The sequence below is a fragment of the Porcincola intestinalis genome (genome assembly GCF_009696445.1).
Lineage (GTDB): Bacteria > Bacillota > Clostridia > Lachnospirales > Lachnospiraceae > Porcincola > Porcincola intestinalis.
In genome coordinates this window covers 45,011-70,053 of sequence record NZ_VULZ01000014.1, presented here as the reverse complement: position 1 = coordinate 70,053, position 25,043 = coordinate 45,011, and the positions used below count along the sequence as shown (strand labels likewise).

Below are 25,043 nucleotides of genomic sequence, written 5' to 3'. Positions count from 1 at the left end.
CTCCTTATGATCCGTAATCGTAATTGAAATGTACCTGAACCTATTCTACATCAGCAGAGGGAAGCCCGTCAGCCATGACTGTTCGGATTTCTTCCCGGTAAACAGCAGCCCGACAGAGCATCCGTTTTAATCCTCTCTGACAACCCGCACATGGCTGCCGTCGCGGCCTCTTGTTACAACGATTTGCCGCCGGATCTGTTCCTTCAGCTCATCGCAGTGGCTGATGATGCCGATCAGCTTGTGATGGGTCGAGAGGGAGACCAGCATGTTCACAGCATCGGAGAGAGACTGGCGCTTGTCGAGGGAGCCGAAGCCTTCGTCAATGAACAGTGAGTCAATCGTGATACCGCCGGCTCTGGAGGAAATGTTGTCCGACAGACCGAGCGCCAGGGACAGGGAGGCCTTGAAGCTCTCTCCGCCTGACAGGGTGCTGACCGGTCTTTTTTTCCCGGTGTAGTTGTCCAGGATGTCCAGCGCAAGGGCATTCTTGGATTTCTTCCCGGCATCAATTTCCTCTCGGCGGAAGAACCGGTACCGACCGTCTGTGATCATATCCAGCCGGATATTGGCGGCACGCGTGATCTCATCGAAGCCTGTTTCCTGAATATATTGCTCGAATGTGATCTTCACGTTCTGGGTCTGGCCGGAGACGAGCCGGTAGAGCTTGTCGAGCATCTCATAGCTGTGCTCCTGCTGCTGAAGTCTGCTGTACTCCGCGCATATGCTGTTTCGGACGGCTTCATTGTTCTCTATTCTGCCCTCTGTCCGCGCTTTTTTATCCCGGAGGGCCGCCAGACGGGTGGAAAGTTCTGCCTGGGATGTCCGGAGCTGTCCAAGGTCTGATCGGACCAGTCCCTTTGCGGCAGTCTGTGCGGCCTTCAGGCGGGCGGTGGCGGCGGCCTGCTGCCGGTCGAATGCAGAAAGCGCCTGTTCCTCCTCTTTCAGCGCTTCCTCGGAACACAGGTTCTCCAGCAGGACTTCCTCCGACAGAAGGCCTGTTTCTTTCAGCTTCTGGTCGAGCTTCTCTGCAGCGTCCAGGGCGGAGAGCCTGTCTTTGTCCCGCTGCGCTTCGGCAGCCTTGCTGGAAGCAAGACTTGCAGCCAGCGCACGCGCAGCCGCCTCTTTTTTCTGTCCGGCTTCCTCGATCTGCCTCGACAGCAGCTCACAAACCTCCCTGGTAGCTGTTACGGCAGCCTCCGCCTCCTTCAGTGTGGGGAAAGGGAGGACAGGAAGACCAGAAAGGGCGGCCTTGCACGCAGTCTGCCGCTGCACGACGGCCTCTCTGTCTGCCCGGAGCGTTTCCTTCTGGGTATCCAGCTGTCTTTTTTCTTCCTCCGCTTTCTCCTGTCTTTTCTGGGCAAGCTGCAGATTTGCAAGCTGAAGGGAAAGCGTTTCTACCTGCTGCCTGACTGCTGCGGCTGAAGAATCGAACGCAGCCTGCAGCTGGGTGAGCAGTGTCTCAAGCCGGCTCAGCGGCAGGCGTTCGTCGTCCCGAATGTCCTCTTCGGGGGGAATCTCTGTCTCCTGCAGCCCGATTTCAGCCTGGATGGCCGACAGGTTTCTGACAAGGTCATCGCGCAGCTGGGCAGAAGCTGTCCCGGCAGCAGCCTTCAGCGAGGCGGCTTCAGTCGCTGCTTCATCCTTCTTCTGCCGAAGAAGATCAGACTTTGCGCGGAGGGACCGGACGGTTTCATCTGTGACAGCCACCCTGCTGTCTGAAGCACCCGGGAGGAAAGGAGAGGCCGGATGCGGGTGGACGGTTGACCCGCAGACCGGGCAGGGCGCACCGTCTTTCAGCTCCTGAGCGAGAAGACCGGCGCGGTTCATTTCCAATAGACGCTCCGCCTCGGACAGTGCGGCATATTGGCTGTCGTACTGCCGCCTGAAAGAGACATACTGTTTTTTCGACCTTTCCCAGGATATGCGCTGTTTTTCCGCCTGACGGGTCCGTCTGCACAGATCCAGCAGGCTTTCTCTTTGCTTCTCGAGCGTCTGGAGGCGGACGTCTGCCTCCTTCTTCTGAAGTGGGACATCTGCTGATTTGGTTATATAATCCTTCAGCTTCCGGGTCAGGGCATCATGATCCTGAAGCCTGGTCTGAAGGAGGAGGGCCTTTTCATCAAGCTGCCTGAGCGCTGCGGAGGCTGTCTCAAGGTCAGACTGCAGTGCATTCCTGCGGCTGTAGAGCGGGATCTGATCCTGCAGCTGCCTCAGCTCCAGCTTCTTCTGGTCAAGTAGCGCATTTTCAGCCTGTGCAGCGGCATATCGTTTCTCAGCATCTTCATGACAGCTTTTCGCTTCAGAGACAGCGGCCAGGCTTCTTGCATATGCGGCAGCGGAGGCGGCAGCGTCTTTGCCGGCACGCTGCTTCTGCTCATAGAAGGGATAGACGCTGTAGCGGATCGTTTTCCGGAGGGTGAGGGTTTCCCGCCGCGTCTCCATCGAAGGAGTCTGCGCGTCAAGCTGTGTTTTCATCGTCTGGCTTGCCTGGTACTCATCCAGCTTCCGGTTATCCGAATCTGCCAGTGCCAGACGGCGGGTCAGAGCTTCGGCCTCGATTTGAAGATGGGAGATCGCTTCGGCGAGGGAGGCTGACAGCGCCTGATCTGATCGAAGGATGTTGTCCAGAAGTCCGAGAACCTGTTCTCTGCGGGAGAGCAGGTCGACAGGTGAGGCGATGGACTGAAACTGCGAGAGCACCTCGGCGTTCTCTGTTCCTGTCCGGATGGCCTGCAGCCGGTCTGAGATGCCGGAGGCGCTTCTGTCGCGCAGCGCCCGGGCGGAAGCGGCACGCGCCTTCAGAATCTCACTCATACGCTGATACCCTTCTGTGAGAAAGATCTTCTGCAGGATCTTCGTGCGCTCATCGGTGGAGGCGGTCAGAACCTTCCGGAACTCTCCCTGCGCAATCATCGCAACCTGACAGAACTGGCTGTGGTCGAGATGGAGAATCTGATTCTGGACCAGGTCTGTCACATTTTTGGCTCCGCTTACAGGCTGAATCCCATCTCCTGTCAGCTCTGCTTTCTCCGGAACAGTCATTGTCTTTGACCGGTCGGCGCCCCGGAGAAGATGGCGGGTATAGGCAGGCTGACGCATGATTTCATACTGCCGCCCGCGATGTGAGAAGCGGAATGTGACGATGGTTGCCTGACTTTCCGGTGCAAAGTCGCTCCGCATTGAACCGGCAGAACGTCCTGGCATGCTGGTCAGCCCATAGAGCGCATAGGAGATGGCATCAAATATGGTCGTCTTCCCGGCTCCGGTATCGCCGGTGATCAGAAACAGTCCGTCTGTGCCCAGCGTTGTGAAATCAATGCGCTGCGTGTCCTTGTACGGACCGAAGGCGGTCATTTTCAGATAGAGTGGTTTCATTGGTCAGTCCTCCACGCCGGCTTCCCGCGCGGCACTTTCCAGAATCTTCATTTCCTCATCAGTCGGTTCTTCGCCGAGAATCTGCCTGTAAAAGGCGCGGATCTGATCGGAAAAGGTCGGGACGCTGTCGCCTTCCGGACTTATCCCTTTCTCGGATCGGGCTGCCTTTGATGATTCCGGCAGCTCATAGCGCAGGCCGCAGGCATTCGGGTAATGCGCCTGGATGGCGGCAAATGCATCGGGTACAGGCGTCCGGTCTGTGAGGGTGATGAACACGTAATCGTCCGGGTACTTGATATTTTCCGGCTTCATGAGCTCTTCAAAATGACCCTTCAGCAGGCGCATTTCGTGGAGCGGCTTCACCGGGATGAGCGTGACAGCCGGATGGCTCCCTTTATTCGCCATCTCGACGAGGGTATATGCCTTGTCCTGACCGACCTCGCTCAACGAATACCGAAGCGGGGAGCCGCCGTAGCGGATGCTCTCACGGCCGACCTTCTGCGGTCTGTGGATATGGCCGAGCGCCACATAGTCAAAGTGATCAAACACATCGCTGCTGATCCGGTCAATCGTCCCGACATTCTGGGCAGCAGTCTCTGATCCGGCAAGGATCGGATCTCCGCTGCCGGCCTTCCCTGGTGTCACGAACTGGTGCGCGAGAAGCACGTTGCGCTCTGTAAGGTCAATCTCTGCGTGGCGCAGAACTGTCCTGACAGCAGATTCATACGTTCTGGTGTCCTCATCCGGCCAGAAATGCTGTACCTGGGCACGCGTTATGTATGGAAGCAGCCAGAAGTGGACGGGACCATACCCATCGGTGAGCGATACCTGGCGGAGTGTCCCGTCATACTTTCCGCAGATGTATATGCCGCTCTCCTTCAAAAGCCGGCTGCCGAAATTCAGCCGTTCATCTGAATCGTGATTGCCACTGATCAGAAGAACCGGAAGACGCATGGCGGCAAGCTCTGATAAAAAGGCATCCAGAAGCGCAACGGCCTCCTCGGAAGGAACAGCGCGGTCGTAGACATCGCCGGCGATCAGGACGGCATCCGGTTTTTCCTGCGCGGAAAGCTCCAGAATCTGGTCAAGCAGGTATTTCTGGTCGGGGATCAGACTGATCTCATTGAGAGACCGGCCAAGATGAAGATCGGCAAGGTGAAGAAATTTCATAAATTTGTTCCTTTCGTGAGCTGCCGGGTAGGAGGACATGCGGGACGGCCCTCCGGAGGAAGCTCCATGGTCTTATACGGGTACTTTATACAAGCCGCATCTGTTTTTCAAGTCTGCAGGCAGGATGCGACAATGACTGGAAAATGCGGTAGAATAAGGCAGACTCAGGATGTTGTGGCTTGCGTATGCGGAGGAAAAAAGAGCATCTCTGGAAGGCGAGCCGCACCCTGACCGTGACCGGTATGTGCGGATGATCAGAGAAGACACTGACAACTGAGGGAGGACAGTGGAGATGGAAATCAAAAGGACAGCAGTTTTCGGAATGGGCGCTCTTGGTCTTCTGTTTGGCTCACAGATTGCGAGGGCGGAAGGTGAGGATGCGGTGACCTTCCTGATGAACCGGGAACGTGCGAAGCGGCATCAGCAGGACAGGTATTCCGTGAATGGGATCGAAAAGCACTTTCAGATCGAGGCAGCAGAGGACGCAGTGCCATATGACCTGGTGATAGTGGCGGTCAAGTACAAGGATCTGAAGGATGTTGTCGAGGAAATGAAGTCGGCAGTCGGCCCTGACACGGTGATCATTTCTGTGATGAATGGCATCAGCAGCGAGGATATCCTGGCACAGACATACCCGCGCAGGAACATCATCGACTGTGTCGCGATCGGGATGGATGCGATGCGGGAGGGGACGGCGCTGCGGTACACAAAGCCGGGACGGCTGCAAATCGGCGTGACGGAAGGGGACCAGAAACCCGCGTTTCAGGCACTTGTTTCATTCCTGGAGAGGACGGGGATCCCGTATGAGATCTGCCCGGACATCAGAAGGAGCATGTGGAATAAGTTCATGCTGAATGTTGGAATCAACCAGGCATGCACGGTCTATGAAACAGACTACGCGCACGCAACGGCGCCGGGGCCGATCCTGGACGAGATGATCGGTGCGATGACGGAGGTTATCCGGATTGCGGAGGCAGAAGGAATTCACCTGACACAGGAAGACCTGAACCGGTGTGTCGAGCTGGAGAAGACTCTGAAGCCGGATGGGTATCCGTCGATGCGGCAGGATGCCGTGGCAAAAAGACCGACGGAAGTCGATATGTTTGCCGGGACGGTTATTCAACTCGGTGAGAAACATGGAATTCCCACTCCGGTCAACAGAAGGTATCTGGACGCCGTCAGGAGGATGGAGGAAAGCTGGGGCTGAGAAAGCATCAATTGTCAGATTCGCTGCCGTCGCCTTCACGGGAGCCGGCGCCTCTGGAGTGCCGGCGCGAGCGGAATTTTTTTGAGACATCGGCCATGAGGCTGCTGTCCGCTCCCTCGTGGGACAGGAAATACTCAAGAGCGAAGAGGATCGCGATGCTGATGACGGAGATCAGGTTGTCAGTCGGCGTCGCCTCCGAGAGGATGACATGCCGGGCGATCAGAAAGACCAGTACCTCAGTGACGTTGGAGAAGGTTGGTTTGATCAGCATCTTGATGAACTCGGTGCCGACCACGATGCCCAGGACGGAGCTGAGCAGCTTCGAGAACTCCTCGGCATCTCCGCGGACAGCCCAGAAGGCGCCGATTTTCGGGAGAAGGCCGATGATATCCATCACCAGAAGAACCGCAACCCCGATTGCGAGGACGACCTCAATCACCTCAGAGAACCCTACAAGAACCTTGCGCACACGCTCCATTTTCCGACTCCTGACTGTTTCCAGGTGCCTGAGCATCCAGGCACCTGAATCCTGATCCAATTTTGATCCGTTTCAAAGCTGTTTCATGATGCTACCACTCTGTCACAGGAAAGCCGGATCGTCAAGAGCAGGCAGAGTGAATGACGGATTGTCACTTGCGGAATTCTCTGACATGGTATTTTGCCCTGTACTGCTGAAGCGTCATGCCTGTTTCCTTCCGGAAAACAGAGCCCAGATGGCTTTGGGAGGAATAACCGAAGTAGGTGGCAATTTCCAGGTAACTGTAGTCGGAGTAGGTGAGCATGTTGGAGATGAGCTGTACCTTATGCTGGCGGATATACTGGGTGATGGTCGTTCCGGTCTTTTTATGAAAAATATCGGACAGGTAATCGGCATTGACAAACAATTCTTTTGCAATGTCCCGGATCAGTATTTTCTCATGCAGATGACAGGCAATATATTCCTTGCAGCTTTCAACAGTCAGCTCCGGGCTCCCCTTCCGGGGAACCGGGGCATTCTTCATCCGTTCCCTTTCTTTTTTTTCATGAACCAGATTCAGAAATAACAGCTCGCACAGGCTTCGGTAGCGGTTCAGTTCCCGGACATCAGTTAATACTTCGCAATATTGGATTTCTGCATCGGAAAGGGAATAGGCGACTTCAGGGTTGATGCCTGCCCGCATGGCTGCGCGGCATGCCAGCGTGATATTGACGATCGCCATGTTTCGCTCATTTCGAATCGGGTCATCCGAGAGGGTTCCCAGCTCTCCTGTGTAAGCTTCACGGATGCTTCTGAGATAACTATCCTTGTCGCCGTTCTCAATACTGGTGTATTGGCGGACCTCTTCGTCATATGGATTGTGGACGGCAGATCGCGCGATGTATGAAAACTGAATACGCGCCTGCTTTTCCAGCACAACATTCATGATCTCCTTGTCCCGTCTGGTTTCGCCAAGCATCGCGGTTACAGCCCTGTCTGAATTGCGGGGAGACGTTTCCGGTTGTGGCCTCATTGCATAGTCCTCCTTTGTGAACATCGTGGAAATGAACAAGATTTACACCTGTTTTATGTCATGATGCTGCATTTCAGACAAGAAATATACCAAGAAAACTGATATATGTCAAAGAAAATTGATAGAAGGTATCGGAGTGATCTGATAGGATGTTGTCACCGAAAGGAACAAGCTGCAGCCGGAATTTCACGTGGCGGGGTGGCCAGTCCGCCGCGGATAAGAATGATTTTTTGCGAATTATGTATGGAGGATAAGATGAATCGGAAAGCGATATCTGCAGTTCTCAGCGGAACGATGCTCCTGTCTCTGATGGCAGGATCCATGACAACAGTACAGGCAGCCGGAAAGACCAAGCTGACACTCTGGCATATCCAGACAGGCGAGATGGCGAATGTCATTCAGGGTTCTGTCGACCGCTTCATGGAGGCGAACCCGGATTATGACGTCGAGGTTGTCCAGAAGCAGAATGATACATTCAAGACAGATGTATCTCTCGCGGCGCAGGCCGGAACCCTCCCGGATATCTTCATTACCTGGGGCGGACAGACGATGTACGATTACGCGGATCAGGGACTGATCGCAGATCTGACAGAATACATGAACAAGGACAACTACAAGGATCAGTTCGTGGATGCCGGCATCGCACAGTGCACCTACAAGGATAAGATCTGGGCAGCTCCTGTTGAGAACATCTCCGTTGCCGGAATCTTCTACAACAAGGATGTGTTCGATAAATACAATCTTGAGGAGCCGAAGACACTTGATGATCTTGAGAAGATCTGTGACACGCTTGTCGAAAATGGCGTGGCTCCGTTTGCACTTGCTAACGCGACAAAGTGGACGGGCTCGATGTTTTTCCAGTATCTGGCGACCCGCTATGGCGGACTGGAGCCATTTGCTGATGCGGCAGCGGGCAAGGGCTCTTTCGAGAATGATGCATTCGAGTTCGCCGGAACCAAGATTCAGGATTGGGTCGACAAGGGATACTTCTGTGACGGATTCAACGGCATGGATGATGACTCCGGCCAGGCACGTGCGCTGTTCTATACAGGAAGCGCAGCGATGGATCTGATGGGCTCCTGGTTCACGATGACCATTGCCGGTGAGAACAAGCAGTTCCTTGACGACGGGAAGCTTGGATTCTTCCCGTTCCCGGAGATTCCGGATTCGAAGGCGGATCAGTCTCTCTGCCTCGGCACCATCGGTGACAACCTCTATGTTGTGTCGAATAAGTGCGCCGACAAGGAAGCAGCCTTCAAGGTCATTCAGTCCCTGCTTGATGATGAGGCAGTAAAGGAACGTACCGATCTTGCAAAGATTATCCCGCTGAAGTCCTTTAAGACAAGCGACCCGGTTGTCCAGGAAGTCCTGGATACGATCAGCAAGGCAAAGGGCATCCAGCTCTGGTATGACCAGTATCTGCCGAGCGAGGTTGCGGAGGTTCACAAGACAACCAGCCAGGAAATTTTCGGAAAGACAATCACACCGGCCGAGGCAGACAAGGAGCTTCAGGATGCAATGACCGCTTACCTTTCAAAGAAGGGAACAGCGTCGACTGAGGCAGAGTCAGCTGAGACAGAGGCCTGATGACCGGGCGGCTGCCTGATCCGTGATTTACTTATAGATGATTATAAGATGGGGCTGCCATGAGGAGTGGCAACCCCATCTTTCGGAAATGGCCTGCAGAAAGAAGTGCAGAGAGAAAGAGAGGGAAAGATGCAGCAGACTTCTCTCGCATTCAGACGAAAGAAATCCATTGCAGTGGCTTCGACAGTATTCCTGTTTCCGGCGCTGCTTGTGATCGCAATTTTTATTATCTATCCGATCATCGATTCTTTTGCGACGAGTGCATATGACTGGAACGGCATTACGGACAAACTGTTCGTTGGTTTCGGCAACTGGAAGGAAATGTTCCACGATAAGGTGTTTTGGAAGGCATTTGGAAACAACCTGATCGTGATGGTGCTGTCAATTTGTATTCAGATGCCGATCGGTATCGCCCTTGCAACCTGGCTGGACAAGGTCGGACGCAAGGGGAATGTGGCAAAGGTCATCTGGTTCATCCCGATGCTCATGAGCTCGGTTGCAATCGGCTACCTGTTCCGCTATGCACTGGATGCAAACACAGGTTTTGTCACAGGATTGTCCCAGCTGTTCGGAGGAGGAAGAGTGGACCTGCTCGGAAACCCGGGGAAGGTTCTTCTGACCTGCATCTTCATTATTTCATGGCAGTTTACACCATTCTATATGGTCTATTACCTGGCCGGATACAGCGGATTATCCGAGGATGTCAAGGAAGCAGCGATGATTGACGGAGCAACGGAAAGACAGTATTTCTGGAGAGTTGCATTGCCGCTTCTGAAACCGACCATCAAGAGCGCGGTGATTCTATCCATGGTCGGTTCATTGAAGTACTTCGATCTGGTCTATGTTCTTACAAAGGGCGGACCAAGCCATGCTTCAGAGCTCATGGCAACCTACATGTATTCCATGGCATTTGAATCCCATAGAAACGGATATGCATCCACACTTGCCTGCGGCATGTTTATCCTGATTTCGCTCATCGCGATTGTGACGATGAGACTGCTCAACCGGAAGGAGGACTAAGTCATGAATTCAAAGAAAAAGTTCAGACCGTCATCCATCATTGTTGCGGTTCTGGTGGTTCTCTGGTTCCTGATCTGTCTGACCCCTCTGGTCTTTCTGATCATGAGCACGTTTAAGCAGCAGTTTGAAATGATGAACAATGGGGTATTTGCACTTCCGGAAGGATTTTATCTGGGCAATTACAAAGCCCTGTTTGAATCCGGAAGAATCTGGAGATACATTCTGAATTCCCTGGTTGTTCTGGTCGTTACGCTGGTGATCCTTCTTTCATTCAGTGCGTTTGCTTCCTATCCGCTTTCCAGATGGAAGTTCAGGATGAACAAACCGATACATGGATTCATCGTTGCCTGCATGTCGATTCCGATTCATATCACGCTTCTTCCACTGTATCTGATGAGTGTGAAAACAGGCCTGTACGATAGTATCTGGGCATTGATCGGACCATATGTGGCATTCAATCTTCCGATTTCTGTATTCATTCTGACAACCTTCATGGCAACGATCCCGAAGGAGCTGGAGGAAGCGGCGGAGATTGACGGCTGCGGCAGATATCAGATGTTTGGAAAAGTGATGCTTCCGCTTGTGAAGCCAGGCCTGGCAACACTTGTCATCTATGATGGCGTCAATATCTGGAATGAATTCAGCTTTGCTTTGACATTGACACAGAGCGCAGCTAACAGAACGCTTCCGCTTGCTGTCAATGAGTTCCAGGGGCAGTACACCATGAATACACCGATGATTCTGACGGTGCTGTTCATATCGATCCTGCCGATGATCATTGTATTCATTTTCGGACAGGACAAGCTGATCAAGGGCATGATGGCGGGCGCCGTCAAGGGATGAATGCGAACAGCAGGTCCAAAAGTCATTCAAACAGGGAGACAACATGGAATATTTTGTATCATCAACCGCACTCAGATCGGGCGATGGCTCCAGAAATCACCCATTCAGAACCATCGGGGAAGCTGCGGCTTGTGCGGTGCCGGGGGATGTGATTTCGGTCCTTCCGGGCGTCTATCGTGAAGAGGTAGATCCAGCAGTGGGCGGTACAGACGACAGGCACCGCATCACCTACCGCTCTCTGGAAAAGGGAAAAGCAATCATCACAGGAGCTGAAAAGACAGGTCGCTGGGAACACTATGAGGGAGATACCTATCTTGCACATATCTCCAACGGGGTGTTCGGAGATTACAATCCATATACAACGCCCGTAAAGGGAGACTGGTACTTTGCAACACAGCCAGTTCATACGGGAGAACTTTATCTGAACGGAAAAGCTATGTATGAGGTACCCTCGCTTGACGAAGTGCTTCACCCGGTTTTCTATGAAGAATCCTGGGATGTTCCATTTACAAAACACAAGTGGTATACCTGCCAGGACGGGCAGAAAGATGAAACACTGATCTATGCAAATTTTCAGGGGGCTGATCCGAACAAAGAGAATGTGGAAATCAATGTGAGGCGGCGGTGCTTCTTCCCATCAAAGGAGGGAATTAGCTATATTACGCTCTCTGGATTTGTAATCCGTCAGGCGGCGACACAATGGGCGCCACCGACAGCATTCCAGGACGGGATGGTCGGGCCACACTGGTCAAAGGGCTGGATTATAGAGGACTGCGAGATTTCAGACTCAAGATGCAGCGGTATTTCCCTCGGAAAGTATCTTCAGAAGGGAAATGAAAATAAGTGGTCGACCTGGTTTTTCAAGGACGGGACGCAGACCCAAAGGGACTGTGTCTGCCAGGCGCAGCGGGAAGGATGGTCAAGGGAAACAGTCGGTTCCCACGTGGTCAGGCGCTGCAATATTCATGACTGCGGACAGACGGGAATCGTCGGCCATCTTGGCGGTGTTTTTTCTCTGATTGAGGACAACGAGATTCACCACATCAACAACAAGCAGGATCTTACCGGAGCCGAGATCGGCGGAATCAAGATGCATGCCGCCATTGATGTGACCTACCGGAGAAATCATATTCATCATTGTACAAGAGGAATCTGGCTGGACTGGGAGGCCCAGGGGACAAGGGTTACACAGAACCTGTTCCACGACAACACGACACCGGAAGGAACCAGAATCGGAACAGGTCTGTCGCTCGGCGAGGATCTGTTCATAGAGGTTTCTCACGGTCCGACTCTGGTTGACAACAATCTTCTGCTGTCGGACTGCGCGGCAAGAATCAGCGCGCAGGGGATCGCATTTGTCCATAATCTGATCTGCGGGTCATTTACATGGGTAGGCGGCGGAACAGACAACGGTGGGAAGAAGTTCCCGACAAACCGCTATACACCATACCATGTGCCGCACGGAACAGATGTGGCAGGGTTCATGACGATTCTTCACGGAGATGCCCGTTTCTACAACAATATATTTGTCCAGAGACCGATCCGGAAGGACTATATTGCCTATGCAGAGGAACACGACGTTTATGGTCGGAATGAATATCAGTTTGTCTGCGGAACGAAGCCCTATGACGATTATCCGGATTTAGAGATGTATAAGGAGACCTTTGCGGGCTATCATGGACAGGATGGCGTGTGCCGGGATTTCTACTATGACCATCTTCCGGTAATGACAAGCGGCAATCTCTACTTCAACGGAGCGCAGCCTTTCAATCATGAATCGGGTGCCATTGTGGACAGAGAACATCAGGTGCACATTGAACTTCTGGAATCGGAACAGGGGCAGATGGTGCTGAGGACGGACCTGATGAGAGCTCTTCCGACGGGAACATGCCCGGTGGTTTCGACCGATACACTTGGGATGGCGTTTGAACCTGAACAGCGGTTCGAGGAGCCGGATGGAAAGCCAATTGTATTTAACCTGGATTATTTCGATCATCCAAGAGGAATCGAGCCGGCTGCAGGACCATTTGCGGAGATTCAGGATGAAATGATTGTCTTCTGAAAAATGGCAGCCTGCCGGGAATGAACGTGAGATGATGCCGGAAAACAGGGGCATGGCTGATATGGAGGGTGTAATAAGCCTGAGCAGTGCCTGGAAGGCAGGGGCTGCTGATCAGAATGACAAGAGAGAAAGCGAGGAATAAAAAGATGGCAACTCAGAAGGGAGCCTTCATGAGAGGGCTTGATCATATGATCATCAAAGAGATTGAAAAACCTGCTGCGGGACCGGGAAATGTAGTTGTAGCATTGGAATACATCGGGATCTGCGGGTCAGATATTCATTATTATCATGCCGGTAAGGTTGGCGCTTATACAGTTGACCTGACGCAGGATTATATGCTGGGGCATGAGGCGGCAGGAACAGTTGTCGAGGTTGGAGAGGGCGTCACAAATCTTCAGGTTGGAGACCGGGTTGCGCTGGAGCCGGGTGTCACCTGCGGACATTGTGAGTTCTGCAAAACCGGATATTATAATCTGTGCCCGGATGTACAGTTTCTCGCTACCCCGCCGGTTCCCGGCTGTAACGAGGAATTCATCGAGCATCCCGCAGACTGGTGCTTCAAGCTTCCTGACAATGTCAGCACAAAGGAAGGCGCATTGATCGAACCGCTGTCTGTCGGTTTTCACGCGGCGAACCAGGGCGGCGTTGGCGTCGGAGATACCGTGGTCATTCTGGGGAGCGGGTGCATCGGACTTTGCACGCTTCTGTCAGCGAAGGCTCACGGAGCAGGGCAGATTATCGTAGCGGATATCGTGGAGGCCAGACTTAACAAGGCAAAAGAGCTGGGCGCAGACGTTGTGATCAACAGCGGGAAGGAGAATGTGCTGGAGCGTGTTGCCGAACTGACCGGGGGACGCGGGGCAGACAAGGTCTTTGAGACGAGCGGGGCTGCAGTCTGCATTCAGCAGACACCTTATCTTGCAAGGCGCGGCGGTGTCGTTGTTCTGGTAGGGATTTCTGTTCAGTCAGACATCAGCTATAGCTTTGCGCAGATCATGGATAAGGAACTGACAATCAAATCTGTTTTCAGATACAGAAATATCTTCCCGAAGGCGATTGCTGCAGTTGCAAAGGGAGCCATTGATGTCAAGCAGATTGTCACACATGAGTTTGACTTCGATCATATCGATGATGCCTATCAGGAATGTGTCAATAATCGGACGGATCTGGTCAAGGCAGTGATCAAGGTCAAGGGGTGAAGGGAGATACGGATGATTTACTATGTCAACGCTGCTGCCTCATTTCAGGGAGACGGCAGTGAGAACAGGCCGTTCCGGCATATTCAGGATGCCGCGAGTGTGGCGAAGCCTGGAGATGAGGTTGTTGTGGCACCCGGGGTGTACCGCGAGTATGTAGACCCGAAGAACGCCGGGCGCCCGGACGCACGGATTATCTACAGGAGCGAGAAAAAGCTCGGTGCAGTGATCACCGGCGCGGAGAAGCTGGAAGACTGGGAGCGGTATCAGGGAACTGTCTGGACAGCACGCGTCAGGAACGGCATCTTCGGGGACTACAACCCGTATACGACCTATGTCTACGGCGACTGGTACTTTGCCGGAAAGGGCAGACACACCGGAGCGGTCTACCTGAATGACCGGATGCTGTATGAGGCGAGGACGCTGGAGGACTGCCTGAAGGCGGAGAAAAGCCCGTACTCCTGGCGGCCGGAGGAGTCTGTTTACCAGTGGTACGCGGAGCAGGACGGAGATGAGACGGTCTTCTATGCAAATTTCCAGGACAAGGACCCGAACAAGGAAAATGTGGAGATCAATGTTCGCAGAGAGTGCTTCATGCCGCAGCAGGAGGGGATCGGGTACATCACAGTCTCCGGTTTCGTGGTGACAAAGGCTGCGACGACCTGGGCACCGCCGGCCGCTTTCCAGGACTGCATGATCGGTCCGCACTGGTCAAAGGGGTGGATCATCGAGGACTGCGAGATCTCGAACAGCAAGTGCTCCGGCATCGGACTGGGCAAGTACTATGACCCGGAGAATGACCATTACTTTACGACAAAACACGTGAAGAGTCCGACTCAGATGGAGCGCGACGCGGTCTGCAGAGGACAGTATTATGGCTGGCTGAAGGAAAAGATCGGAAGCCATATCATCCGCCGCAACAACATCCATGACTGCGAGCAGGGCGGAATCATCGGCCGCATGGGCGGTGTCTTCAGCGTGATTGAGGACAACCATATTCACCATATCAACAATATGATGGAGCTTGGCGGCGCGGAGATTGCGGGCATCAAGATGCATGCAGCCATCGATGTGACGATCAGGAGAAACTGGATCCATGACTGCACGATGGGCATCTGGTGCGACTGGGAGGCACAGGGAACGAGGATCACGCAGAACCTGCTGTACCGCAATCAGGCGCCTGAGGGGGCAAAGCGGCTTCCGGGCGGCATGTGCAGCCAGGATCTGTTCGTCGAGGTTGGCCACGGACCGACGCTGATCGACAACAACATCCTGCTCTCCGATGTCTCGCTCCGATTTGCGACAGAGGGGGTCGCGATGGTGCACAATCTCATCTGCGGTGCCTTTACCGTCGTGGGAGGTGGAACAGATGCGATCGTGGACGGCCTGCTGAGACAGCGCTACACTCCGTACCACATCCCGCACCGGACGGAGGTCATGGGCTTCATGACCATCCTGCACGGGGATGACCGCTTCTACAACAACGTATTTTTGCAGAAATGGCCGTCCGCGGACTATCTCAATGCCAGCGACAGTGAGCCGGGCGCAGCGGACTGGGACAACCGGAAGGTGGGGACGGCAGTGTTCGACAGCTATCCGACCTATGAGGAATGGATCAGTTGGTTCGATATGGACTCGGATGTTCCGGATATGAAGAAGCTTGAGCCGCATCATTTTGACAAGCTTCCGGTCTGGTCTGAGGGGAACTTCTATCTGAACGGGGCAGAGGCATGGACTCATGAGAAAAGTAGCTGCATCCCTGATGCGTCAATGCTCCCGGAGGCGCCTTATGCGGATGTGGAGGAGCGGGATGGCAGCGTCATCCTGAGAACGAACATCGGAGAATGGCTGAGACAGTCGGGCTTCACGGACGCCATCGTTGACTCAGATACGCTTGGGAAAGCCTTTGAGCCGGAAGAGCGGTTTGAGAACCCGGATGGCAGCAGAATCGTCTTCAATGAGGACTACTTCGGTGCGCACAGAGGGGCAGCTCCGCTTCCCGGACCGTTTTCGGAGGAGGCTGACGGCAGGACCGTATACCAGTGGGGAACGGTGTAAGATCCGGGCCTTGTCGGAAGCGCGCATGATTCAGCACGAACGGTTTAACGGCGTCAGGCAGATGGGCGCGGGAGAACCGCACAGAGAATTATCTGCACAGATGCCGAAATAATTCATGAGAACACTGCAAAATTAGAAAAACGTTTGGTTTACAAAAGGATTAACAGGTGGTATCATTCTGTTCAAGCTCGAAAGAGCCGACAGACAACTGAGAAATGCAATGACCAGAACATGCTCACGAGTGGAACATCACAGAGAGCCGCGGGTGCTGAGAAGCGGTATGGGAAGTTCGGATGAGTCTCATCTGCGAGCAGCACATTGAACCGGATGCCGGGCGGGGTTCATATCGTCCTGGCAGATGAAGTAGATGCCGCCGGTGATCACCGTTATATGATGAGCTGTTTCAGGATCCTCCGCAGCAGACGCAGCGGATATCCGCGACAGACAGAGAGGTTGCCCTTGGCAGCAAGCAAAGTGGTACCACGAAGATGAAAGTCTCCGCCTTTGCACAGTGCAGGTTTATGTGCAGGCGGGGGCTTTTTTTAGTGGATCAGCCCCGAGAGCTGCTGACTGCATTCACAGCGATGCACCTGTTCGCAGCAGGGAAGAAAGCCGGACAGCAGAAATAAGCGCCAGGCAGCGAGGGGACGCAGGGACCAGCGTAAAAACGGAAGGGAGGTATGCCGTATGGATCGCGGACAATATGTGGAAAAGCTGGTCAGTTCATACCGCAGGTACTACGACATCATCCCGGGGGTCTCTGCGGAAGCCGTCAATGCGCCCCGATCAGAGACAACGGCGAAGGAGGCTGCGGGGGCAACGCCTCAGCAGACAGAATCGACCTCAGCTGAGATACTGGAGGGCCCGGACGGACTGATCTGCCGCTGCGACTTTTCCGTGCGCAATGCACAGTATGTTTTGTCGAAGAAGAATGAGCTCTGGAGTGCGGAGAGCAGGGAACACTGCTATATCTTTTCGATGCCGCAGCTGACAGAGGAGACTTACCGGACATTGGAACAGTATGTCTACGAGGAGGGCATGAAGCTGATTCATCCCGGGAAAGGACACATGTGCACGACACTGACGCTTCTTGTGGTCTGTGACGAAAGTACGCCGGGTGCCGAGAAGCTTCTGAAAAAGTGCCGGCTGCACAAGAGTTTCCGTTTTTCAATCGACGGATGGATGGATTTCCACACTGGCCTGATGACACTGGGAAGCGGGAAGGCCGCTGCAAACTTCGGCGGGCATGATAACCTGAAGCTGTTGCGGCAGCTGATCCGGTGATTGCCACTGCTTTGCCGGCAGTCAGCCGGCTGGTGTACGATTGGCGTACCGGCTGTTCCGGCCGGATGGAAATCGTTCAGTCTGAAAGTCATATGGAAGACAGACGGAAGAAGTGCCTGTCATGAGATGGTTCATCCTGCGCCATGAGGCGCTGATGATATAGCCGGGAGACCGGCAGCAAAGAAACAGCCGGAGCGCGGCCGCACGGACATTCAGATCCGGGACTGAAGGAGAAGAATGGAGAGCAGGCAGCGGAACGGCAAGGGAAACAAGAGGAGGGAAACACAATGAATGCTGCAGTGATACTGTTCGTCGGTATCGTTGTCCTTGCCTGCGGATATCTGTTTTACGGCAGATGGCTCGCGAAGACATGGGGTATCGATCCGTCGAGAAAGACGCCGGCTGTCGAATACCAGGACGGCGTCGACTACGTACCTTCAAAGGCACCTGTGCTGATGGGACATCATTTCTCATCCATCGCGGGAGCAGGCCCGATTACCGGACCGGTCCAGGCAGCCGTCTTCGGATGGGTGCCGGTTATGCTCTGGATCCTGATCGGAGGCATTTTCTTCGGAGGGGTGCATGACTTCGGCGCTCTGTTTGCTTCGCTGCGCCACAAGGGACAGTCAATCGGCGAGATCATCGGCGATACCATGGGCAGCAAGATGAAGAAGCTGTTTCTGGTGTTCACCTATCTGACCCTGCTTCTGGTTATCGCAGCATTCTCTTCGATGGTTGCCGGAACCTTCAGTGCGACCTACACGAACGGTGTCCTGGACAAGGCGGCGAGCGCGACCAATGCGTCGACGGCGATGATTTCCATTCTGTTCATCGTTATCGCAATTGCATTTGGCTTCATGATCTACAGAAGAAACGCACCGCTCCTGGTGTCCACGATTGCCGGTGTGGTGGCGATTGCCGCAATCATTGCGATCGGACTGAACTGGCATCCGATTTATCTGAATAACAGGACATGGATGATTCTGATCGGGGTGTATATCGCGGCGGCATCCATCGTTCCGGTCTGGATCCTGCTTCAGCCCAGAGACTACCTGAGCTCCTTCCTGCTGTATTTCATGATGGCTCTTGCAGTCGTCGGGATCTTCGGCGCGCATCCGAGCATTTCCCAGATGCCGGCCTTCACAGGATTCTATAACAAGACACAGGGATATCTGTTCCCGGCACTGTTTGTCACGATCGCCTGCGGCGCGATTTCCGGCTTCCACTCGCTGGTATCTTCCGGCACGACATCCAAGCAGCTCGACAATGAGAAGCATGCGCTGCCGGTTGCCTACGGCTCCATGCTGATCGAGTGCGTGCTCGGACTGTGCACGATCTGCGCAGTCGGCTATCTCTGGAAGGATTTCTCATCCGGAACGACAACGAACCCGATGCAGGTATTTTCCATCGGGATCGCGAAGATGGTTGCGGTTCTTCCGGGCCTTTCGGGCGCTGAGAATGTTATCCGCTCGCTTCTGATCCTTGCGATTTCTGTCTTCTGCCTGACCTCGCTGGATACCTCCACGAGACTGGCAAGATATACGTTCCAGGAATTCTGGCTGGCTCCGGGCGAGACGGTCGCAGATGCGAAGGGCTTCAAGAAGGTTCTTGTCAATCCGTACTTCTCCTCCATCCTGACGGTGGTGCTTGGAGTCGGACTCGGCATGACCGGGTACATGAACATCTGGCCGCTGTTCGGCGCATCAAACCAGCTGCTGGCTGCTGTCGGCCTGCTTGCCGTTGCAACCTGGCTCGGCAAGGTGGGGAAGAAAAACAAGATGTTTTATATCCCGATGGTCTTCATGCTTTGCGTCACGGTCACATCCCTGATCCAGACGGTCATCAAGAATATGAACGCGCTGACGTCCGGTGCGGCGACAGACTTCGGATGGGATGTCGCAAGAACCGTCATTGCTGTCCTTCTTGTTGTACTGGCGCTGATTCTTGCGGTGGATTCCATCAGAACCATGAGAAAGCAGAGCCTTGAGAAGAAGGCAAGTGTGGCTTGATATCCGGAATCATTTAGTATCACACAGGGGGCAGGTTGTGAGCGGTTAGATGTTTCAAACTGCACCAAAACAACCGGAGCAGACCTGACTGGATATTGTGGCCGTATCAAAATGGTGCGGGAATGCATCTCTGACAAGTGAATAAGCAGGGAAGCAATTGTTTCTCGGAGAGAGGCACGGAAGCGTTCCGTGCCTCTTTTTTGTGAAAGCGACGAGCCAGAAGCCATGATGCAAGCTTGCTTGCATCATGGCACCTGGCGACCGCACATCATCGAGTGCGAAGCACGAGAGGACGGCGGGGGCGACGAAACGAGGGGGCAGGGTGAATCGGCCCTGCTCGATTGAAGGATTGCATAAAAATAGGGCCCTTAGGTTGTGCAGGTTTCATAAAAATGGACAGATGAACCTGAAGATATGTTGACAATTAAAACAGAATGACGTATATATTCAGTATGCAATCGGTTGCACGATTGCATATATTTTACAACATTCATGCAAACGATTGCATGAAGAGAAGATTTTCAGGCGGACAGAGACAGACAGCCTGCAGAAGGGAACCAGTATGGCAGCGACGATCAAGGACATTGCAAAGATGGTTGGTGTGTCTCCCTCCACGGTGTCAAGGGTGGTCAACCGGACGGCTCCGATATCGGAGGAGACCCAGGAAAAGATCAGAGAAGCAATGAAAAAGCTGAACTACCACCCGAACAGTACGGCCAGAAACCTGGCAAGCGGCGCATCCTGTACCATCGGGCTTGTGATTGACGCAGCGGACGAAGGAACCTTCGCCAACAGTTTTTTCAACCGGAGTGTGTATGCGATCGAGAAAACACTTCAGGAGCATGCCTACAGCCTCCTGATTACGAACAACCGGCCGGTCTCCTCGATCCGGTCGCTGGTCTATGAAAAGCGGGTGGACGGATTGATTATTCCACCGGCCAGCCTCGATGAGGAAACCGTAAAGTTCCTGGAGGAAGAGCATTTTCCGTTTGTTGTGCTCGGAGAGCCGGAAATCGGCCAGACGAGAACGACTTGGGTGGATGTCGATAACCGGAAAGGAAGCAGGGAGGCGGTCGTTCACCTCTGCCGGCAGGGGTTTCGCAGGATTGTCATGATTGTCCGAAACGACAGAACCGTTTTTGCCAGGAACCGAATTTACGGCTATCAGGATGGTGTGACGGAAATATGTCCTCCGCAGGTGATATATGTGGAGGAGCCGGACGGGCAGCCGCGTCCGCCTGAACAGGCAGATGCGGAATTCTGGACGGACGGACAGGCAGCGAAGCTGGAGGAGCTGGCTGTCAGACTTGTCGGCGAGGGGAAAGCGGATGCTTTTCTGTGCGCGGACAATGAGATTGCGTATCATGTGCTGCGCGCCCTTCGCGGGGCGGGGATCCGGATCCCGGAGGAGGCTGGTGTGGTGACCTTCGATAACTACCCGCTGGCACCTTTCATGGACCCGCCGCTTACGGCGGTGGATGTGGATACATCCAGACTCGGGAAGGCTGCGGCAGAGCTTCTGATACAGAGCATACATGAGGCCGACAGGCCGCCCAGGCAGGTGCTGATCGGCGCCAGCCTGATCAGGCGGATGTCATCAGCGGGAAAGGAGGGTCAATGATCAGAGAAGCAGTCAGGCATACCGGGACATACCCGGATGTTTATCTTCAAAACCGCAGAACGCTGGTTTTCAGGATACGGACTGCCAGAGCAGATGTACAGCGCTGCACCCTGTTCTGCTTTGCAAGGACAGAGCCGGAAAAGGTCCGGGAGATTCCGATGGTGTGGGAGTATCGGGACGAGCTGTTCGATTATTATGCAGCAGTCGTTACGTTTCACCAGATCGCCCGGTATCAGAAGTATTATTTCCGGTTTGACGATGCCTTGTACTATTCAGCGCATGGTTTTTCGCAACGTTGTCCGACGGATGGATTTTTCGAATTCCTGTACGCGAACACGACCGATGCCGTCACAGTGCCGGCATGGGCGAGGGGACAGGTGTTCTATCAGATCTTTCCGGAACGGTTCTGCAACGGAGACCGGGGCAATGACCCGGATGGGTGCATGCCGTGGGGCAGCCCGCCGGACAGAGTGCATGACATGGGAGGTGATTTAAGGGGAATTATCAGGAAATTGCCGTACCTGAAGGAACTTGGCGTGGACTGTCTCTATCTGAATCCGGTCTTCAAGGGCGATTTCAATCACAAGTATGCAACGACAGACTACTTTGAGGTCGATCCGCAGTTCGGGACCAATGAGGATCTGAAGGAACTGGTGGAGCGGGTTCATGCGTCCGGGATGCGGATTATCCTGGACGGAGTGTTCAACCACTGCGGGATCCATTTTGAGCCATTCCAGGATCTGCTGAAAAACCAGGAGCGCTCCCGCTACAGGGACTGGTTTTTCGTCAGGGATTTTCCGTTTGACATCACTCATCATGACTACGAGTGTGTCGGTGCGTACAAGTACATGCCGAAGCTCAACAGCGGAAATCCGGAAGTTCGGGCGTTCATCCTGCGCGTGATGGATTTTTGGATATCGGAATTCCAGATCGATGGGTGGCGGCTGGATGTCGCGGATGAAGTCGACGAGAGCGTCTGGGAGATGGCACGGATTGTGCTGAAGCAGAAGCATCCGAATATGCTTCTGCTGGGGGAGACCTGGGGGAGCGGACTGAGGCTGATGAACGGCACGCAGATGGACAGCATCATGAATTATATGTTTCGGGATGCGGTCCGGGACTTCATCGCGCTTGGAACAATCCGGGCGGAGGAATTTGACGCCAGAATCCAGAAGATGCTGTCCGACTATCCGGTGGATATGGATCTTTCGATGTTTCTTCCACTCGGCAGCCATGACACGGAACGGTTTCTGACGCTGTGCGGCGGCGACCGGAGGAAGATGGCGCTGGCGGTCGTCCTCCAGATGAGCTTTATGGGCTCGCCGTCTATCTATTATGGCGATGAGTGCGGCATGGAGGGGGAGAATGACCCGGACTGCCGCAGGTGCATGATCTGGGAGGAAAGTGAGCGGGATCAGGAACTTTATGAGCTGTACAGAAGTCTGATCCGTATCCGGAAGAAGGAGCCGGCTCTTCGGACGGGACGTCAGAGAACAATCCTCTGCTGTAAGGATGTATACGGGTATTTCCGGGGTGAAGGACGGAATGCCATCTATATCCTGGTGAACACAGGCGTGGATGATTGTGATCTGCGGGTACCGGTTGTGTCAGAGGGACGTTTCAGGGTACTGCTGCAGACAGATGAAAGCCGGCAGGAAAGGGCGCTTATCTCGACAGAAAAGGAAGCGCAGCAGCATTTTCTGAATGAAGATGTGATTCATTACAAGGGATATCTGAATGTGACGCTCGCACCGTATTCAGCGGTCATATTCAAGGAAGATCAGACAAAGGAGGGAATCTTATGAAGAAGTGTTCAGGCAGAATCCAGACGGCCATCCTCTCGGCAGCGATGTGCATGGCGCTGGCAGGAAGTATGACAGCAGGAGCGGCTGAATCCTCAGTGAAGGATGAGGATTCAGTCAAAACGCAGGCATCCGGTACAGAAGCTGCGGCTCCGTCTGAAGAAGTTACATTGAACTTCTGGCACCATTATAGCGCACAATCGCCGGAGAATGAAACGCTGATGAATGACCTGATTCCGAAGTTTGAGAAGGAGCATCCGGGGATCACGGTCAATGCGGTCTCCCACGAGTGGGCGGATCTTCATGACAAGATTCTGATCAGCGCCCAGTCCGATACGCTTCCGGACGTTGCAAGGCTGGACAGTGCCTGGGTTCCGGAATTCCAGAAGATGGGGATTCTGGTGCCGCTGAATCAGGAAATGAGTGACTTCGGCGATGTCTCCGGCGGACTTCTGGAGAGCGCCATGACAACTGCGCAGATCGGAGGAGACTCCTACGCACTGGCGCTGAATACCAATACAAAAATTCTCTATTACAACGTCCAGGGACTGAAGGACGCAGGTGTGGATGTGCCAAAGACGATGGATGAGTTCGCAGAGGCCTGCCGGAAGCTTTCCGGAACCAACAAAAATGGTCAGCAGGTATGGGGATATGATGAACCCGGCCTGTCCGGCTGGAACCTCTGCCCGTTTATCTGGAGCATGGGCGGAGCCATCACAAATGAGGACCAGACGAAGGCAACCGGCTATCTGAACGGGGAGAAGACGGTCGCGGCGATCCAGATGTTCGCAGATCTTGCGAAGGAAGGTGCGATCACCGGCTGGAACAGCGGAGATATCCCGATGACAGACGGCTTCGGAACAGGGCGCTACATGATGCTTCTGGAGGGACCGTGGAAGGTCTCTGAGCTGGCGGGCGCTTATCCGGACCTTGAGTATGCTGTCGCGCCGGTTCCGGCAGGAGATGGCGGCTCGGTATCCGTCCTGGGCGGTGAGGACATCGGAATGTTCAAGTCAGCCCACAAGGATGCTGCGTGGAAATTTATGAAGTTCATGACCAGTGAGTATGCACAGGAGGCCATGGCAAAGTGCGGGCAGATCCCATGCAACAAGGAAGCGCTTGAGAGCGATACGGTGAAAAAGGCGGACTTTGCGCCTTACATCGAGCAGCTGAAGACGGCAAAATCCCGCCCGACTGTGGCAAGCTGGTCTGAAATCGACAGCAAGCTTTCCGAGGCTGTTACAGGTGTGGTGAATGGGGACACCACGGCGCAGGATGCGATGGATCAGCTGGCAGCTGAGGTGGATGAGCTGCTTGCGGAAGAATAACCGGCAACCCGCCTCTCCTGGATTGCGGGTTATATGATATCCGGGGCAGCCGCAGGGCGCATTTAAACCTGCGGCTGCCCCATTTTAAAGGAGACTGCAGCATGATGAAACTGAAAGGCTGGAATAAAGTCCGGGTTCTTGCGCTTTTGCTGCCGGGACTGCTGATCTTTGGTATCTTTACCTTTTATCCGATCGTCAGACTCTTCTGGATGAGCTTTTTCAAATGGGATTTCGGCTCATTCTTTGACCAGAAATTCATAGGATTTGATAATTACCGCACCGTACTGGGGGATGAAAACTTCAGGGTTGCGTTTGCCAACACCATCGTCTATACGCTGGTGACTGTCCCGGCGCAGATGATGCTCGGGCTGTTCGTCGCCATGCTGATCAATTCGATCACGCATGCGAAGATTTTCTTTCGGGTTGCCTATTATCTTCCGGTCATCACATCCTGGGTCATTGCCTCCCTGGTTTTCAAGTATGTTTTCAATACGGAGGGCATGCTGAATTATTTCCTGACAAATGTGGTCCATGTGACGTCCCAGAATGTGCACTGGCTTGATTCCAGGTGGGGAGGCATGACAGTTGCCATGCTTCTGGGAATCTGGAAAGGGATCGGCTGGAATATGGTCGTCTTTCTGGCGGCGCTGCAGCAGGTGCCGCAGTCCCTGTATGAGTCCGCGTCGATGGACGGCGCCGGCGCCTGGCAGCGGTTTGTTCACGTGACGCTGCCGGGAATCAGAGGGACCATCCTGTTTGCCCTTGTCATGCTCACGATTGGCGGTTTCAACGTCTATACTTCTACCAAGCTGATTACGGACGGCAAGCCGGGGCACGCGACAGAGGTTGTCCTGACATGGATGTACTACAAGGCATTCAGCAGCGGCAAGTTCGGCTATTCGGCAGCACTGTCTTTCATCATTGCGCTTGTCCTGGCGGTTCTGGCTGTTGTGCAGTTTGGGCTTATGCAGAGGAAGGAGGATGACTGAAC

The 25,043-nt window shown here is 54.0% G+C and carries 18 protein-coding genes; 14 read left to right on the top strand and 4 right to left on the bottom strand.

Annotation, left to right across the window (positions count from 1 at the left end; translation table 11 throughout):
• Nucleotides 1–126: 126 nt before the first annotated feature.
• Nucleotides 127–3,375: an AAA family ATPase gene (locus tag FYJ35_RS12000; protein ID WP_154526853.1), complete on the bottom strand. Its 3,249-nt coding sequence runs from the start codon at nucleotides 3,373–3,375 to the stop codon at nucleotides 127–129.
• A gap of 3 nt (nucleotides 3,376–3,378) precedes the next feature.
• Entirely contained in the window at nucleotides 3,379–4,545 is a 1,167-nt protein-coding gene (locus FYJ35_RS11995; RefSeq protein ID WP_205839828.1) for an exonuclease SbcCD subunit D, read from the bottom strand.
• Between the two features lie 292 nt (nucleotides 4,546–4,837).
• Here FYJ35_RS11995 and FYJ35_RS11990 point away from each other — a divergent pair, with 292 nt between their 5' ends.
• The gene (locus FYJ35_RS11990; RefSeq protein WP_154526849.1) at nucleotides 4,838–5,752 is read left to right on the top strand and encodes a ketopantoate reductase family protein; all 915 of its coding nucleotides are present in this window, start codon (nucleotides 4,838–4,840) and stop codon (nucleotides 5,750–5,752) included.
• A 7-nt stretch (nucleotides 5,753–5,759) separates the two neighbouring features.
• Here the strand turns inward: FYJ35_RS11990 and FYJ35_RS11985 are convergent, their stop codons facing one another.
• Nucleotides 5,760–6,230, bottom strand: coding sequence for a hypothetical protein (locus tag FYJ35_RS11985; RefSeq protein ID WP_154526847.1), 471 nt, complete (start codon nucleotides 6,228–6,230; stop codon nucleotides 5,760–5,762).
• A gap of 151 nt (nucleotides 6,231–6,381) precedes the next feature.
• The gene (locus FYJ35_RS11980; RefSeq protein ID WP_205839827.1) at nucleotides 6,382–7,242 is read right to left on the bottom strand and encodes a helix-turn-helix domain-containing protein; all 861 of its coding nucleotides are present in this window, start codon (nucleotides 7,240–7,242) and stop codon (nucleotides 6,382–6,384) included.
• A 255-nt stretch (nucleotides 7,243–7,497) separates the two neighbouring features.
• Between FYJ35_RS11980 and FYJ35_RS11975 the strand changes: the two genes are divergently transcribed.
• The 13 genes from FYJ35_RS11975 (at nucleotide 7,498) to FYJ35_RS11915 (ending at nucleotide 25,041) form a co-directional block, all read left to right on the top strand.
• Nucleotides 7,498–8,829, top strand: coding sequence for an extracellular solute-binding protein (locus FYJ35_RS11975; protein ID WP_154526843.1), 1,332 nt, complete (start codon nucleotides 7,498–7,500; stop codon nucleotides 8,827–8,829).
• A 129-nt stretch (nucleotides 8,830–8,958) separates the two neighbouring features.
• Nucleotides 8,959–9,849, top strand: a complete 891-nt coding sequence (locus FYJ35_RS11970; protein ID WP_154526841.1) for a carbohydrate ABC transporter permease — start codon at nucleotides 8,959–8,961, stop codon at nucleotides 9,847–9,849.
• Nucleotides 9,850–9,852: 3 nt separating this feature from the next.
• Nucleotides 9,853–10,692: a carbohydrate ABC transporter permease gene (locus FYJ35_RS11965; RefSeq protein ID WP_154526839.1), complete on the top strand. Its 840-nt coding sequence runs from the start codon at nucleotides 9,853–9,855 to the stop codon at nucleotides 10,690–10,692.
• Nucleotides 10,693–10,735: 43 nt separating this feature from the next.
• Nucleotides 10,736–12,754, top strand: a complete 2,019-nt coding sequence (locus FYJ35_RS11960; protein ID WP_154526837.1) for a right-handed parallel beta-helix repeat-containing protein — start codon at nucleotides 10,736–10,738, stop codon at nucleotides 12,752–12,754.
• A complete protein-coding gene (locus tag FYJ35_RS11955) occupies nucleotides 12,744–12,896 on the top strand; it encodes a hypothetical protein (protein WP_154526835.1) in 153 nt (50 codons plus the stop codon). The genes FYJ35_RS11960 and FYJ35_RS11955 overlap by 11 nt, the downstream gene beginning before the upstream one ends.
• A gap of 4 nt (nucleotides 12,897–12,900) precedes the next feature.
• Complete coding sequence (locus tag FYJ35_RS11950; protein WP_154526833.1) at nucleotides 12,901–13,953, top strand: NAD(P)-dependent alcohol dehydrogenase; 1,053 nt, start codon at nucleotides 12,901–12,903, stop codon at nucleotides 13,951–13,953.
• A gap of 12 nt (nucleotides 13,954–13,965) precedes the next feature.
• On the top strand, nucleotides 13,966–16,008 hold the full coding sequence (locus FYJ35_RS11945; RefSeq protein ID WP_154526831.1) for a right-handed parallel beta-helix repeat-containing protein: 2,043 nt from the start codon (nucleotides 13,966–13,968) through the stop codon (nucleotides 16,006–16,008).
• A gap of 687 nt (nucleotides 16,009–16,695) precedes the next feature.
• A complete protein-coding gene (locus tag FYJ35_RS11940) occupies nucleotides 16,696–17,292 on the top strand; it encodes a hypothetical protein (protein WP_154526829.1) in 597 nt (198 codons plus the stop codon).
• Nucleotides 17,293–17,579: 287 nt separating this feature from the next.
• Entirely contained in the window at nucleotides 17,580–19,301 is a 1,722-nt protein-coding gene (locus FYJ35_RS11935) for a carbon starvation CstA family protein (protein ID WP_154526827.1), read from the top strand.
• A 562-nt stretch (nucleotides 19,302–19,863) separates the two neighbouring features.
• Complete coding sequence (locus FYJ35_RS11930; RefSeq protein ID WP_154526825.1) at nucleotides 19,864–20,922, top strand: LacI family DNA-binding transcriptional regulator; 1,059 nt, start codon at nucleotides 19,864–19,866, stop codon at nucleotides 20,920–20,922.
• Complete coding sequence (locus tag FYJ35_RS11925) at nucleotides 20,919–22,727, top strand: glycoside hydrolase family 13 protein (protein WP_154526823.1); 1,809 nt, start codon at nucleotides 20,919–20,921, stop codon at nucleotides 22,725–22,727. Before FYJ35_RS11930 ends, FYJ35_RS11925 begins: the two co-directional genes overlap by 4 nt.
• Nucleotides 22,724–24,052 (top strand): extracellular solute-binding protein, encoded by a 1,329-nt coding sequence (locus FYJ35_RS11920; protein WP_154526821.1) that lies wholly within the window; start codon nucleotides 22,724–22,726, stop codon nucleotides 24,050–24,052. The genes FYJ35_RS11925 and FYJ35_RS11920 overlap by 4 nt, the downstream gene beginning before the upstream one ends.
• Nucleotides 24,053–24,153: 101 nt before the next feature.
• Complete coding sequence (locus tag FYJ35_RS11915; RefSeq protein WP_154526819.1) at nucleotides 24,154–25,041, top strand: carbohydrate ABC transporter permease; 888 nt, start codon at nucleotides 24,154–24,156, stop codon at nucleotides 25,039–25,041.
• Nucleotides 25,042–25,043: the final 2 nt, after the last annotated feature.

What these genes read in the sequence shown, in the direction of transcription:
- FYJ35_RS11935 (WP_154526827.1), top strand. Translation starts at nt 17,580, where the DNA reads ATGAATGCTGCAGTGATACTGTTCGTCGGTATCGTTGTCCTTGCCTGC.
- FYJ35_RS11915 (WP_154526819.1), top strand. Translation starts at nt 24,154, where the DNA reads ATGATGAAACTGAAAGGCTGGAATAAAGTCCGGGTTCTTGCGCTTTTG.
- FYJ35_RS11970 (WP_154526841.1), top strand. Translation starts at nt 8,959, where the DNA reads ATGCAGCAGACTTCTCTCGCATTCAGACGAAAGAAATCCATTGCAGTG.
- FYJ35_RS11930 (WP_154526825.1), top strand. Translation starts at nt 19,864, where the DNA reads ATGGCAGCGACGATCAAGGACATTGCAAAGATGGTTGGTGTGTCTCCC.
- FYJ35_RS11985 (WP_154526847.1), bottom strand. Translation starts at nt 6,230, where the DNA reads ATGGAGCGTGTGCGCAAGGTTCTTGTAGGGTTCTCTGAGGTGATTGAG.
- FYJ35_RS11965 (WP_154526839.1), top strand. Translation starts at nt 9,853, where the DNA reads ATGAATTCAAAGAAAAAGTTCAGACCGTCATCCATCATTGTTGCGGTT.
- FYJ35_RS11990 (WP_154526849.1), top strand. Translation starts at nt 4,838, where the DNA reads ATGGAAATCAAAAGGACAGCAGTTTTCGGAATGGGCGCTCTTGGTCTT.
- FYJ35_RS11975 (WP_154526843.1), top strand. Translation starts at nt 7,498, where the DNA reads ATGAATCGGAAAGCGATATCTGCAGTTCTCAGCGGAACGATGCTCCTG.
- FYJ35_RS11980 (WP_205839827.1), bottom strand. Translation starts at nt 7,242, where the DNA reads ATGAGGCCACAACCGGAAACGTCTCCCCGCAATTCAGACAGGGCTGTA.
- FYJ35_RS11995 (WP_205839828.1), bottom strand. Translation starts at nt 4,545, where the DNA reads ATGAAATTTCTTCACCTTGCCGATCTTCATCTTGGCCGGTCTCTCAAT.
- FYJ35_RS11945 (WP_154526831.1), top strand. Translation starts at nt 13,966, where the DNA reads ATGATTTACTATGTCAACGCTGCTGCCTCATTTCAGGGAGACGGCAGT.
- FYJ35_RS11940 (WP_154526829.1), top strand. Translation starts at nt 16,696, where the DNA reads ATGGATCGCGGACAATATGTGGAAAAGCTGGTCAGTTCATACCGCAGG.
- FYJ35_RS11950 (WP_154526833.1), top strand. Translation starts at nt 12,901, where the DNA reads ATGGCAACTCAGAAGGGAGCCTTCATGAGAGGGCTTGATCATATGATC.
- FYJ35_RS11960 (WP_154526837.1), top strand. Translation starts at nt 10,736, where the DNA reads ATGGAATATTTTGTATCATCAACCGCACTCAGATCGGGCGATGGCTCC.
- FYJ35_RS12000 (WP_154526853.1), bottom strand. Translation starts at nt 3,375, where the DNA reads ATGAAACCACTCTATCTGAAAATGACCGCCTTCGGTCCGTACAAGGAC.
- FYJ35_RS11925 (WP_154526823.1), top strand. Translation starts at nt 20,919, where the DNA reads ATGATCAGAGAAGCAGTCAGGCATACCGGGACATACCCGGATGTTTAT.
- FYJ35_RS11920 (WP_154526821.1), top strand. Translation starts at nt 22,724, where the DNA reads ATGAAGAAGTGTTCAGGCAGAATCCAGACGGCCATCCTCTCGGCAGCG.